This is a genomic window from Saliphagus sp. GCM10025334 (assembly GCF_042663485.1).
Lineage (GTDB): Archaea > Halobacteriota > Halobacteria > Halobacteriales > Natrialbaceae > Natronosalvus.
The window spans coordinates 1,433,540-1,445,580 of the sequence record NZ_JBHTAF010000001.1; the positions used below are offsets into that span (position 1 = coordinate 1,433,540).

12 protein-coding genes are annotated in these 12,041 nt (G+C 65.5%); 6 read left to right on the forward strand and 6 right to left on the reverse strand.

What is annotated here, in order from left to right:
• Nucleotides 1–51 precede the first annotated feature (51 nt).
• The 5 genes from ACFQO4_RS06670 (at nucleotide 52) to ACFQO4_RS06690 (ending at nucleotide 5,033) form a co-directional block, all read left to right on the forward strand.
• Nucleotides 52–1,128 carry a V-type ATP synthase subunit C gene (locus ACFQO4_RS06670; protein ID WP_500260146.1) on the forward strand — a complete coding sequence of 359 codons (1,077 nt, stop codon included), beginning with the start codon at nucleotides 52–54 and terminating at the stop codon, nucleotides 1,126–1,128.
• Nucleotides 1,125–1,469 (forward strand): V-type ATP synthase subunit F, encoded by a 345-nt coding sequence (locus ACFQO4_RS06675; RefSeq protein WP_500260147.1) that lies wholly within the window; start codon nucleotides 1,125–1,127, stop codon nucleotides 1,467–1,469. Before ACFQO4_RS06670 ends, ACFQO4_RS06675 begins: the two co-directional genes overlap by 4 nt.
• A gap of 3 nt (nucleotides 1,470–1,472) precedes the next feature.
• Nucleotides 1,473–3,230, forward strand: a complete 1,758-nt coding sequence (locus tag ACFQO4_RS06680) for an ATP synthase subunit A (RefSeq protein WP_500260148.1) — start codon at nucleotides 1,473–1,475, stop codon at nucleotides 3,228–3,230.
• A 6-nt stretch (nucleotides 3,231–3,236) separates the two neighbouring features.
• Nucleotides 3,237–4,655 (forward strand): ATP synthase subunit B, encoded by a 1,419-nt coding sequence (locus ACFQO4_RS06685; RefSeq protein WP_500260149.1) that lies wholly within the window; start codon nucleotides 3,237–3,239, stop codon nucleotides 4,653–4,655.
• A 177-nt stretch (nucleotides 4,656–4,832) separates the two neighbouring features.
• Nucleotides 4,833–5,033 carry a hypothetical protein gene (locus ACFQO4_RS06690; RefSeq protein WP_500260150.1) on the forward strand — a complete coding sequence of 67 codons (201 nt, stop codon included), beginning with the start codon at nucleotides 4,833–4,835 and terminating at the stop codon, nucleotides 5,031–5,033.
• A gap of 22 nt (nucleotides 5,034–5,055) precedes the next feature.
• Here ACFQO4_RS06690 and ACFQO4_RS06695 read toward each other — a convergent pair whose 3' ends face one another.
• The 5 genes from ACFQO4_RS06695 to ACFQO4_RS06715 form a co-directional block, all read right to left on the reverse strand.
• Complete coding sequence (locus ACFQO4_RS06695) at nucleotides 5,056–5,856, reverse strand: hypothetical protein (protein WP_500260151.1); 801 nt, start codon at nucleotides 5,854–5,856, stop codon at nucleotides 5,056–5,058.
• Nucleotides 5,857–5,970: 114 nt separating this feature from the next.
• A complete protein-coding gene (pdxS, locus tag ACFQO4_RS06700) occupies nucleotides 5,971–6,879 on the reverse strand; it encodes a pyridoxal 5'-phosphate synthase lyase subunit PdxS (protein ID WP_500260152.1) in 909 nt (302 codons plus the stop codon).
• A gap of 62 nt (nucleotides 6,880–6,941) precedes the next feature.
• The gene (locus ACFQO4_RS06705; protein WP_500260153.1) at nucleotides 6,942–7,616 is read right to left on the reverse strand and encodes a DUF6517 family protein; all 675 of its coding nucleotides are present in this window, start codon (nucleotides 7,614–7,616) and stop codon (nucleotides 6,942–6,944) included.
• 131 nt (nucleotides 7,617–7,747) lie between these two features.
• Nucleotides 7,748–9,232, reverse strand: a complete 1,485-nt coding sequence (locus ACFQO4_RS06710) for a sodium:solute symporter family protein (protein WP_500260154.1) — start codon at nucleotides 9,230–9,232, stop codon at nucleotides 7,748–7,750.
• The gene (locus ACFQO4_RS06715; protein WP_500260155.1) at nucleotides 9,229–9,507 is read right to left on the reverse strand and encodes a DUF3311 domain-containing protein; all 279 of its coding nucleotides are present in this window, start codon (nucleotides 9,505–9,507) and stop codon (nucleotides 9,229–9,231) included. Before ACFQO4_RS06715 ends, ACFQO4_RS06710 begins: the two co-directional genes overlap by 4 nt.
• A 174-nt stretch (nucleotides 9,508–9,681) precedes the next feature.
• Here ACFQO4_RS06715 and ACFQO4_RS06720 point away from each other — a divergent pair, with 174 nt between their 5' ends.
• Nucleotides 9,682–10,770, forward strand: a complete 1,089-nt coding sequence (locus tag ACFQO4_RS06720) for an ArsR/SmtB family transcription factor (RefSeq protein WP_500260156.1) — start codon at nucleotides 9,682–9,684, stop codon at nucleotides 10,768–10,770.
• A gap of 58 nt (nucleotides 10,771–10,828) precedes the next feature.
• On the opposite strand, the gene ACFQO4_RS06725 is transcribed toward ACFQO4_RS06720, so the two are convergent.
• The gene (locus tag ACFQO4_RS06725; protein WP_500260157.1) at nucleotides 10,829–11,941 is read right to left on the reverse strand and encodes a CPBP family intramembrane glutamic endopeptidase; all 1,113 of its coding nucleotides are present in this window, start codon (nucleotides 11,939–11,941) and stop codon (nucleotides 10,829–10,831) included.
• Between the last annotated feature and the right edge of the window lie 100 nt (nucleotides 11,942–12,041).

Here is a 12,041-nt window from a genome sequence, read left to right on the forward strand (position 1 = left end):
TCCGACGAGGATCGCCTCACGACACTCGGCTCACCACACGAGGTGGTTCGCGTGAGTACGGGCGCCTCGAATCCGGAATACGTGAACGCTCGCGTGCGGTCGCGTCGAGCCTCGCTGTTCGCGGACGAAGACTATCGGAAACTGGTCCGGATGGGGCCGAGCGAGATCGCACGGTTCATGGAGGAGACGGAGTACGAACGCGAGATCAACGCCCTCGGTACCCGCTTTTCCGGCGTCGACCTGATCGAGTACGCGCTGAACCAGAATCTCGCCAGGCACTTCCACGACCTGCTCGACTGGGCCGACGGTCGTCTCTACGACCTCATCGCCCGGTACCTCCGGAAGTTCGACGTCTGGAACCTGAAGACGATCCTCCGGGGCATCTACACCGACTCCAACGCCGAGGAGGTTCGGACGGACCTGATCCGTGCCGGCGAACTCGACGAGCGAACCATCGACCGCCTGCTCGAGGTCGACACCATCGAGGACGCGATCGAGGTGCTCGACCGGACGATCTACCACGACCCCCTCGAGGTCGCCTACGAGGAGTACGAGGAGAGCCACGCGCTGGTCCCCCTCGAGAACGCGCTCGATCGGGCGTTCTACGAACGGCTGCTGGCCGACATCCGCGGCCTCGACACGCCCGGGTCGGCCGGTCCACAGGAGGGACCGCGAGCGCTCTACATCGAGTTCCTCCAGGCCGAGATCGACTTCCGGAACGCACGGAACGCTCTGCGACTCGCTCGCAGCGGCGCCGACCTCGACCCCGCGGCGTACTACATCGACGGCGGCGTGCTCTTCACCGAGAGCGAACTCCGCCAGCTGGTCAACCGCTACGACGATCTGGTCGATCACATCGCCGCCAACCGCCGCTACGGTGACCGGCTCTCGGGCGCGCTCGACCGACTGCGCGACGCCGACAGCCTGATCCAGTTCGAACACGCCGTCGACGCCGCGTTGCTCGAGTACGCGGACACGCTCTCGAGCATCTACCCGGTGTCGGTGTCGGCCGTGCTCTCGTACATTCTCGCGAAAGAACGCGAGATCGAGAACATCCGCGCCATCGCTCGCGGTCGAGAGGTCGGCCTCTCGGAGAACGAAATCGAAGAGGAGCTGGTGATCCTATGAGCCAGGAGATCGCAGTCGTCGGCAGTCCGGAGTTCACCACGGGCTTTCGGCTCGCCGGCGTCAGACGGTTCGAGAACGTCCCTGACGACGAAAAGGCCGACACCCTCGACGACGCCGCTACGGCCGTCCTCCAGGACGGTGACGTCGGCATCGTCATCATGCACGAGGACGACCTCGAGTATCTCTCGCGAAACGTCCGCTCTGACGTCGAAACGAGCGTCGAGCCGGTCGTCATCACCATCGGCGGCGGTGCCGGCGGTGGCGGTGGCCTTCGCGAGCAGATCAAACGCGCCATCGGAATCGACCTGATGGACGAGGACGAAGACCAAGACAGTCAGTAAGCTATGAGCCAGGCACTAGAATCCGTCGACGAAGACGGTGTGATAGAAAGCGTGAGCGGTCCCGTCGTGACCGCCGCGGACCTCGACGCCCGAATGAACGACGTCGTCTACGTCGGCGACGAAGGGCTGATGGGCGAGGTCATCGAAATCGAAGGGAACCTGACCACGATTCAGGTCTACGAGGAGACCTCCGGCGTCGGCCCCGGCGAACCCGTCGAGAACACGGGCGAGCCGCTTTCGGTCGACCTCGGACCCGGCCTGCTGGACACCATCTACGACGGCGTCCAGCGACCGCTCGACGAACTCGAGGAGAAGATGAACTCGGCGTTCCTCGACCGCGGGGTCGACGCGCCGGGGATCGACCTCGAGGCGACGTGGGAGTTTACGCCCACCGTCGACGAGGGAGACGCGGTCGAACCCGGGGACGTCATCGGTGAAGTCCCCGAAACCGAGAGCATCACCCACAAGGTGATGGTCCCGCCGGATTACGAGGGTGGCGAGATTACCTCGATCGAGAGCGGCACGTTCGCGGTCGACGAGGTCGTCGCCGAACTCGATTCCGGCGAGGAGGTTACGATGCACCAGGAGTGGCCGGTTCGGTCGGCCCGCCCCGCCAAGGAGAAGCGGACGCCGACGATCCCACTCGTCAGCGGACAGCGCATCCTCGACGGTCTGTTCCCGATCGCCAAGGGCGGTACCGCGGCGATTCCGGGCCCCTTCGGCTCCGGGAAGACGGTCACCCAGCACCAGCTCGCGAAGTGGGCCGACGCGGACATCGTCGTCTACGTCGGCTGTGGCGAGCGCGGCAACGAGATGACCGAGGTCATCGAGGACTTCCCGGAACTGGAAGACCCCAAGACCGGGAAGCCGCTGATGAGCCGGACCTGCCTCATCGCGAACACCTCGAACATGCCCGTCGCGGCTCGTGAATCCTGCATCTACACGGGGATCACCATCGCGGAGTACTTCCGCGACATGGGCTACGACGTCGCGCTGATGGCCGACTCCACCTCGCGGTGGGCAGAGGCCATGCGCGAGATTTCGAGCCGACTCGAGGAGATGCCCGGTGAGGAGGGCTACCCCGCCTACCTCGCCGCGTCGCTCTCGGAGTTCTACGAGCGCGCCGGCCTGTTCCAGAACATCAACGGTACCCAGGGATCGGTGTCGGCCATCGGCGCAGTCTCGCCTCCGGGCGGTGACTTCTCCGAGCCCGTCACCCAGAACACCCTGCGCATCGTCAAGACGTTCTGGGCACTAGACGCTGACCTCGCCGAGCGCCGGCACTTCCCGTCGATCAACTGGAACGAGTCGTACTCGTTGTACCGACAGCAACTCGATCCCTGGTACCGGGAGAACGTCGCGGAAGACTACCCGGAGGTCCGCCAGTGGGCCGTCGACGTGCTCGACGAGGAGGACGAACTCCAGGAGATCGTCCAGCTCGTCGGCAAGGACGCCCTGCCGGAGGACCAGCAGCTGACCCTCGAGGTCGCGCGCTACCTTCGGGAGGCGTGGCTCCAGCAGAACGCGTTCCACGACGTGGACACCTACTGCGAGCCCGAGAAGACCTACCGGATGCTCCAGGCGATCAAGACGTTCAACGACGAGGCCTTCGAGGCGCTCGACGCCGGCGTCCCGGTCGACGAGATCCAGGACGTCGAGGCGACCCCCCGGCTCAACCGGATGGGCACCGCCGAGGACTGGCACGAATTCATCGATGAACTCGAGTCGGATATCGAGTCCCAGATCAGGGCCCTCTACTAGCCAATCATGAAAGAATATCAAACGATCACGGAAATCAGCGGTCCGCTGGTGTTTGCCGAGGTCGACGAACCCGTTGGCTACGACGAGATCGTCGAGATCGAAACGAAAGACGGCAAGACCCTGCGCGGACAGGTACTCGAATCGAGCGAAGGACTCGTCTCGATCCAGGTGTTCGAGGGGACGGGCGGCATCGACCGCAACGCCTCCGTTCGCTTCCTGGGCGAGACCATGAAGATGCCCGTCACGGAGGACCTGCTCGGGCGCGTCCTCGACGGGTCCGGGAACCCCATCGACGGCGGTCCCGAGATCGTTCCCGACGAGCGACTCGACATCGTCGGCGCGGCGATCAACCCCTACTCCCGGGAGTACCCCGAGGAGTTCATCCAGACGGGTGTCAGTTCTATCGACGGCATGAACACGCTCGTTCGCGGGCAGAAACTGCCGATCTTCTCCGGTTCCGGACTGCCGCACAACGATCTGGCGCTCCAGATTGCCCGGCAGGCGACGGTGCCGGAGGAGGAAGGAGAAAGCGACGAGGAGGGCTCGGAGTTCGCCGTCATCTTCGGCGCGATGGGGATCACCCAGGAGGAGGCCAACGAATTCATGCAGGACTTCGAGCGCACCGGCGCGCTCGAGCGCTCGGTCGTCTTCATGAACCTCGCGGACGACCCCGCCGTCGAGCGGACGGTCACGCCGCGACTGGCCCTGACCACCGCCGAGTACCTCGCCTTCGAGAAGGACTACCACGTCCTCGTCATCCTCACGGACATCACGAACTACTGTGAGGCGCTGCGCGAGATCGGCGCGGCCCGCGAGGAGGTGCCGGGCCGACGTGGCTACCCCGGATACATGTACACCGACCTGGCCCAGCTCTACGAGCGGGCGGGTCGAATCCAGGGCCGCGAGGGCTCGGTCACCCAGATTCCGATCCTGACGATGCCCTCCGACGACATCACCCACCCGATTCCGGACCTGACGGGCTACATCACGGAGGGTCAGATCATCGTCGACCGGTCCCTGAACAGTCAAGGGATCGAGCCGCCGATCAACGTCCTGCCCAGCCTGTCGCGGCTGATGGACGACGGGATCGGCGAGGGACTGACCCGCGGCGATCACGCGGACGTTTCCGACCAGCTCTACGCCGCGTACGCGGAGGGTGAGGACCTGCGCGACCTCGTGAACATCGTCGGTCGCGAGGCACTGACCGAACGGGACAACAAATTCCTCGACTTCGCCGACCGGTTCGAAAACGAGTTCGTCCAGCAGGGGTACGACACCGACCGGTCGATCGAGGATACCCTCGAGATCGGCTGGGATCTCCTCTCGATGCTGCCCAAAGAGGAACTCAACCGGATCGACGAGGACCTCATCGCGGAGCACTACCGCGAGTCCGAGGAGTCCGCGGAAGCCGTTCAGGCCGACTGATCGGTTCGATTCGACGATTTCTTCGACCTCGTGTGCTCGAGCGGTGGCGCTGCCTGGCTCGAGTTGTACTGGCTGGTGTGGTCGAGTCGAGTTACGATGGACGGTGTAGCCGGCTCGAGAGACTCGGACTCGAGACAGCGATGCAACACTTAATACGGCAGCGTTATTTCACGCCGTATGGACAGAATCGAAGTGTTCCTCGTCGTGATCGCGTGGGAACTGGCGGCGATCGTGCTGACGACTGCCGGGATGCCGGGGAATTTCGTCGTCCTCCCACCGCTGTTCCTGTTCTTCGCACTGCCGATTTATCTGGTCGGGATGATATTTGTTGACAATGTGTCTCAGCAGACGCTCACTCGCCTGTTGCGTCTACAGTAACCTGGCTCGGAGGCGCCTTCGGCTACGAACGTCCGTTTCGAGGCAAACCGCGTCGCTGCTGCCAACGACGACCGTAGATCCGCGGAAGCGGGTCGATCGCTGCACCCCGAACGGCGGGCGGAACCGACGAGTACCGCACGGAGGCGCTGTCCGGCAGCGGACCGCCCGGGAGTAGCGAGACGGCCGTCGGGTTTCGCGGCCCTTCTCGCCGCTTCCTGGAGGGCTTCGATCGATTCCTGGTGTACACCTCCTCGAGGGCCGCGTGTCCCTCGACCACGCCGCGTCGAGCTTGCTTCATCCGTTTCTTGGCCTGCTGCTGGAGCGCCACGTTCGGCGCCTCGGCCCGGATCTCGTCGCCGAACGCCTCGAGGTCGGCCGCGGCTCTCGAGTCGCCGTTCGAAGCGGCGGACAATCGATCGGGACCGACCACGTCCTCGATTTCTGCCCTGAGTCGGCGGCTCGCCTGCCGGAAGTCCACGAGGTCGACCGTATTCCAGAGTTCCCGCAACTTGATCGCGTGGTGGAGCTCGCTGAGATCGATCCCTTCGCTCGCGTCGCGATCCCGGATCGCTTTCGGGAGGTTCTCGACGTCGATCAGGTCGGGGAGGTCGTCGGCGTCGACGGCGTCGGGCAGCCGCTCGAGGTCCACCGTCTCGAGGAGGCCTTCGGCCGCGTCGGTGATCTCCCACAGTTCCTTCGCCAGGCTCGACACTCGCTCGTCGGACGCGTCCCGTTCGATCGCCTGAAACAACCCGGTCGTTCCCCCGAGGACGCGTTCCGAGAGCTGCTCGAGGTCGTTCGTCTCGGTCGTCGTACTGTTCATACCGTACGGAGGCGCCGAACGGAGAAAACGGGGCGCCTTACCAGGGAAAGGTCGCGAGGCAGGAATCGCGTTCGGGCCGCTGATTCGGTGACGAAGACGGGTTCGAGTCCCCGTTCAAACGCCTCGGCCCTGCATCCGCTCCTCTTCGGGCAGGTCGACGTTCGCGTCGCCCTTCATGCTCTTGCCCAGGTTCTTCGAGATTTCGGCGAGTGACTCGGGGTCGTCCCAGTGGTTGACCGCCTCGACGATCGCCTCGGCCATTTCCGGCGGGTTCTCCGCGCCGAAGATACCGCTGCCGACGAAGATGCCGTCGCAGTCGTGAGTCATCATGAGCGCGGCGTCTGCCGGGGTGGCGATGCCGCCCGCGGCGAAGTTCACGACCGGGAGCCGCCCCATCTCCGCGGCCTCGTGGACCAGGTCCGCGTTCGCCTCGATCTCGCGGGCGTAGGCCTCGCGCTCCTCGTGGCTCATCCCCTCGAGTTTGCGGATCTCGCCCTTGATCGTGCGCTGGTGGTAGACCGCCTGGTTGACGTCGCCGGTGCCGGCCTCGCCCTTGGTGCGGATCATGGCCGCGCCCTCGTCGATCCGGCGCAGGGCCTCCCCGAGGTTGCGCGCGCCGCAGACGAACGGCGCGGTGAACGCGCGCTTGTCGATGTGGTAGTCGTTGTCCGCGGGCGTGAGCACCTCGCTCTCGTCGATCATGTCGACGCCGACGGCCTCGAGGATCTGTGCTTCGGTGCGGTGGCCGATACGGGCCTTGCCCATGACGGGGATCGAGACGGAGTCGACGATCTCCTCGACGTCAGCGGGGTCGGCCATTCGAGCGACGCCGCCGCGCTTTCTGATGTCGGCGGGGACGGCCTCGAGCGCCATCACGGCGACGGCGCCGGCGTCCTCTGCAATCCGTGCTTGCTCGGGGTTCACGACGTCCATGATGACGCCGCCTTTCTGCATACGGGCGAAGCCGCGCTTGACGAGATCGGTGCCGCGTCGAAGCTCCTCGAGATCGGTTGGCTCGGGCATGAACGAGCGTTCGGAAGCCCTGCACTTACGCGTGTCTGTTGGGCCTCGCGATTCGTCATTCGTCAGTCGAGGGTGGACTCGTCCGGTTTCGCTCCCGCGTCGATTCCCTCCGAACGCTCGGTCGAGTCGACCGTTTCGCGGACGCGAGCGCGGACGAACGCGGCGATCGTCTCGCGGTCGGCCTGCGGATGGACCTCGACTTCTGCCTCGGTCTCGACCTCGTCCGCTGCCTCTGCCTCTCCCTCGAGGGCGTCCTCAGGCGGTGTCTCGAGCGGAATCGTGCCGCCCGCCATCGCGAACTGGTCGCCCGCGGGCCAGACGGCGAGGTGCGTTTCGGTGTCGATCCGGGCGTCGCCGGCGGGATGGGTCGTCTCGAAGACGTACCACCGGCCGGCGGTGCCGTCGCCGCGGTCGAACTCGGTGACCGAGCGTTCGTCCCGGACGGTGATCCCCTCTTCGTCGAGCAGGGAGACGAACCGTTCTTTGGCCGGGTCTGCGGCCAGCGACATCACGTCCTCGACGGATTTTCCAACGGCCGACAGCGACGGCGAGAGGTCGACGTCGATTCCGAGTAGCGACCGGGGCTGAATATCACAGTCGCCGATTTTCGGCGTCTCGGCGTGCTCGTAGACCGTCGTCTCGGCCGTGATCGACAGCAGCGAGATCGAAACGTCCTCGGTTCTCGAGCCGACGGGCACCCACGTCTCGTGAAGCGACGGCGGCAACTCGGCGGTCATACCTCCGCTTCGACGGCCGTCCTTTTTGCCGTGGCGGTCTCCCGGCTTAGTACGCTCCCAAGCATCGACTGATGAGTGACACCGGATGAACGCCGTCGGTTCCACCCATCAGTTCAGGCTTGGAAAAGCACTCAGTCGGCCTCGAGCGCCTCGAAGTAGATCGCCCGTTGTTCGGCAGACGCGGGGGTGGTGAGCCACGAGATACCTATCGTGAGCGCGAGACCGAGGCCCATTCCGACGAGACCGGCTGACCAGCCGCCGTAGCTACCGGGGACGAACGGGAGGAAGACGCTCGCGAGGTAGAACGCCTGGCTCCCGAAGATTCCTGCGGTAATGCCGGCTCGAGTCGTCCCGCGCCAGTAGAGCGCGATCATCACGGGCAAGGCGAGCTGGGCGAACCCACTGAATGCGGCGTCGCCGAGTTCGAACAGCGTGGCCTGGTTCGAGAGGCTCGCGAGGAAGGTCGAGACGGCGAAGACGACGACGCCGAGGCGAGCGATCGTGTCCTCGCGCCGGTCCGAAAGCGTCGCGTCGACGAACGGACGATAGAGGTCGCGCGTGAAGTACGACGACCCCGACAGCAACATAGAATCCGAGGAGGACATCATCGCGGCCATCGCGCCCGCTATGACGAGCGCGGCGAACCACGTCGGAGTGAACTCGGCGAGGATCAGCGGAAGGACGTTGCCGCCGGCCTCGATTTCGGCGACCGCGATGCCGGTGTCGAGCCCACGAGCCCAGGCGCCGAGCAGGAACGCGGGGACGAAGAGGAGCAGACAGAGGACGGGCCAGAGGGCGAACGACCGCTTGAGTACCGCCTTCGAGCCTGCGGCGAAGAACCGCTGGTTGACCTGCGGGAACATGGCGACGCCGAAGCCGATCGTGATCGCCGTCGAGAGCATAAACTGCGGGGAGTAGTAGGCCCCGCCCAGCGCGAGGTGTTCGCTCGCGGTCGCCTCGAGTTCGGCCGTCGCTGCGGTCGGCCCGCCGACGGCGGCGAGCATCCAGAGCAGGGCGGCCCAGGTCGTGACGAGCATGAACGCGCCCTGGAGCGTGTCGGTCCAGGCGATGCCCCGGAAGCCGGCGAGGACGACGTAGAGGATCATGAAGAGGGTAATGAGGCCGGCCCCAGCGGCGTAGGGAATCGCGCCGTCGGTCAGCGCCTCGAGGGCGGTCCCCGCGCCGACCTGCTGGAGCATCACGTACGGGAAGAGCCACACGAGGCTCACCCCGGCGACGAGGCCGCGGAGGCGTCTCGAGCCGAAGCGGTCCCCGAGCATCTCCCCGAGGGTGACGTAGCCGCGTTGCTGGCCCAGCAACCACTGTTTGTAACCGACGACGTACCAGAGGACGGCGAAGATGAGGCCGTCCATCACGCCCATAACGAGGATCCACTCGGGGCCGTAGAGGAAGGCCAGGTTTGGTCCGGCGAAGAAGGTGAACGCCGAGAGCAGGGTCGCGAAGGTGGTAAACAACAGGACGATCGTTCCGAGCGTTCGGCTGGCGAGGTAGAAGTCCTCGGCCGTCCGCTCGGTGAGCCGGTAGGCGACGAGGCCGACGGCGAGCGCGAGCAGGAGGTAGCCGACGACGATCCCGAGCTGGAGCGCGAGGGTCACCGGCGATCACCCCCACCGTCTGCTCGGCCGTCCGACCGTGGTGACCGTGACTGTGACTGTGACTGCGGTCGGTTCGGCTCGATCCCGACGCCCCAGGCGCGCTGGGCGAACGTCCAGAAGAGCGCGGAACACAGCGCCAACCAGCCGACGTGCCACCAGAGCCACAGCGGCAGGCCGAACGCGGTCGTCGCGTCCCCCCAGAGGAACCACGGGATCCCGAGGAGGCAGACGAGCACCGCCACGAGGACCCAGCCGATTCGTTCGAATCGCTTCATACGCCCCGTCGTTACTCGCCCTGGGTAATTGTTTCTATTCGACTTCGGCCTTTGAAGACGATCGTTCATCAATGGCGTTTTGGGCGGTTTCAACCGACTCTCCGAAAGGTAAAACGCCTCTTTCAGGTAGGGAAAGGAGTATATGTGTCGGTGAGAATACCTGAATAGACACTGATGGCCCGCCTCTTTCCCCTTCGTTCGGAGACGCCCGCCCAGGAGGGCCAGCCTCGAGTGGTCGACCTCGAGGACGAGGACGCCGACGCGGTGTTCGGTGCGCTGTCGTCGACGACGGCCCGCCGGATCTACAGTCACTTAAACGACGAACCCGGGACGCCGAGCGACGTCGCCGATGCCATCGACTCCTCGATCCAGAACGTCCGCTACCACCTCGAGAAACTCGAGGACGCGGGACTGGTCGAGGTCGTCGACACCTGGTACTCCTCGCGGGGTAACGAGATGAGCGTCTACGCGACGGCGGACGGGCCGCTGATCGTCACGAGCGACCGCTCGACGGCCGAGCGGCTGAAGACGGCCCTCTCGCGATTCATCGGGGGCGTCGCGGCCCTCGCTGGCGGGAGTTTGCTCGTCCAGTACGGCCTCTCGAGGTACGTCGGTCCGCAGGCGGGAACGGAAGGGACGGCGGGGACGGGCGGGACGACTGATGGTGGAGCTGCTGGGAACGGGAACGGAGACGGAGACGGGAACGGGGCAGGCGACGAAGCCGGCAACGGTAACGGAGCGGCTACCGACGACAGCGCAGACAGCGCCGACGCCCCCGAATCCGAAGATAGCGAGATGGCCGAGGAGGATACGGCCGACGGCGATGGGGGTGATGGAGCCGAGAGCGAAGACGGTGGACCTGACGGCAGTGACGGTAGCGACGATGGCGATATGGGTACTACCGACGTGGACGAATCCGACGAGGACACAGAAACCGGCGACGACGCCTCGAGCGACGATGCCTCGAGCGACGGCGGCGGTGACGACTCGGTCGAGGGGGACGACGCTGCCGACGCGGACGGCGCCAACTATAGCGACAACAGCACCGACGGCACCGACGGCGACGTCGCCACCGACGGCGGCAACGAGTCGGTCGTCCCGTCGGGTGACGGCAACGGCAGCGTCGACGGCGTCACGGACGGCGCTGCGGAGGCTGCCGACGCCATCTTCGCGACGATTCCGCCCGGCGCACTCTTCTTCCTCGGCGGACTGGTCGTCCTGATCGCGGTAACGGTCTACTGGTACTGGGCGACCTCCTACTGAACCGACGGGGCCTGCCCGAGACTCGAGAGAGACGGGGTGGGGCGCGTTCGGATTCGAGTCACAGAGCAATCGACGCGAAGATGACGGCGTTGTAGATGCCGTGGATGATCGCCGGGACGACGAGGTTGCTCGTCACGAGATACACCGTGCCGAGCACGAGCGAGAGGCCGAAGACGATGGCGAGGCTGGCGATGAGCGCCTCTGGGCCCGCCGTTGCGTACGCAGCAGTGTGGACCACCGTGAAGAGGACGCTCGAGACTAGGAGGGCACCGAGTGGGGAGAACACGTCGTACATCGACTTCTGGATGACGTTCCGGTACATCAGTTCCTCGAACGGGCCAGTGATGAGAATCGAGGCTGGAACCATTACGTAGAGCAGTTCGGGGTTTCGTTGTGCGGCCTGCGTCGCCGAGTGCTCGGCCCCTTCGATGCCGCCCGAGGAGAACAGTACCGAGATGGCGATATTGACGAGAAAGATGAGCGCCACGCCCCCGGCGATCCAGGCGACGGCGCGGAGACTCGGTGTCTCGAGGTCGAAATACGAGCGATCACGCCCCGTGGTGTAGACGAAGGCGACGGCGATCACCGCCGTGCCGATGGCGACGCCAATCTGCATGACCGCCTGTCGCTGCAGTTCAGACAACCCGCCGACGACGAGCGCGGCGGGAATCTCGAGGAGGAGGCCGATCAACGGGCTCACTATCCAGGCGACCAGCGCGAGCGCCGCGAGCCGTGCGGTTACGACGGTTCGCCGTAGCAGGCCGGCAGTGGGAACCGATCCGTACTCGGCGAGTGCGATGCCGATAGCCGTTCCGGCCGCGAGAAACGACACGAAGACGGTCGAGATCCGTACGCCGAAGCCCGGAATATCGGTCCCGCCGGAGAGACCTTGCGTGAGGGCGTAACCGGTCAGCAAAACGACGAGCAGGCTACCCAGCGCACCGACCAGGCTGTAGCGACGCTCGAGGAGGTCGTATCGGCGGCCAGCGAAGACGGCGAGGGTGCCGACGGCGAACAGAAGTCCAAACAGGACGGCGAGGTGGTCGACGCCCTCGCGAACGGGGATGGCGAGTCCGGTCGTCGCGAACGCCGCGACGACGAGGCCAATGCCGGCGACTGCCCCGGTTTCGTCGCTCGATCGAGCGCGGTCATCCCGCGCGGTCTCGTTCATATCTCTTCGTTCGCCCGAACGATAATAGGCGCTCTGCAATCGGCACCTGGTCGGGTCCGTCGAGGGTGGTCGAGGGTGTGGACCAATGGTCGGTGAGGTC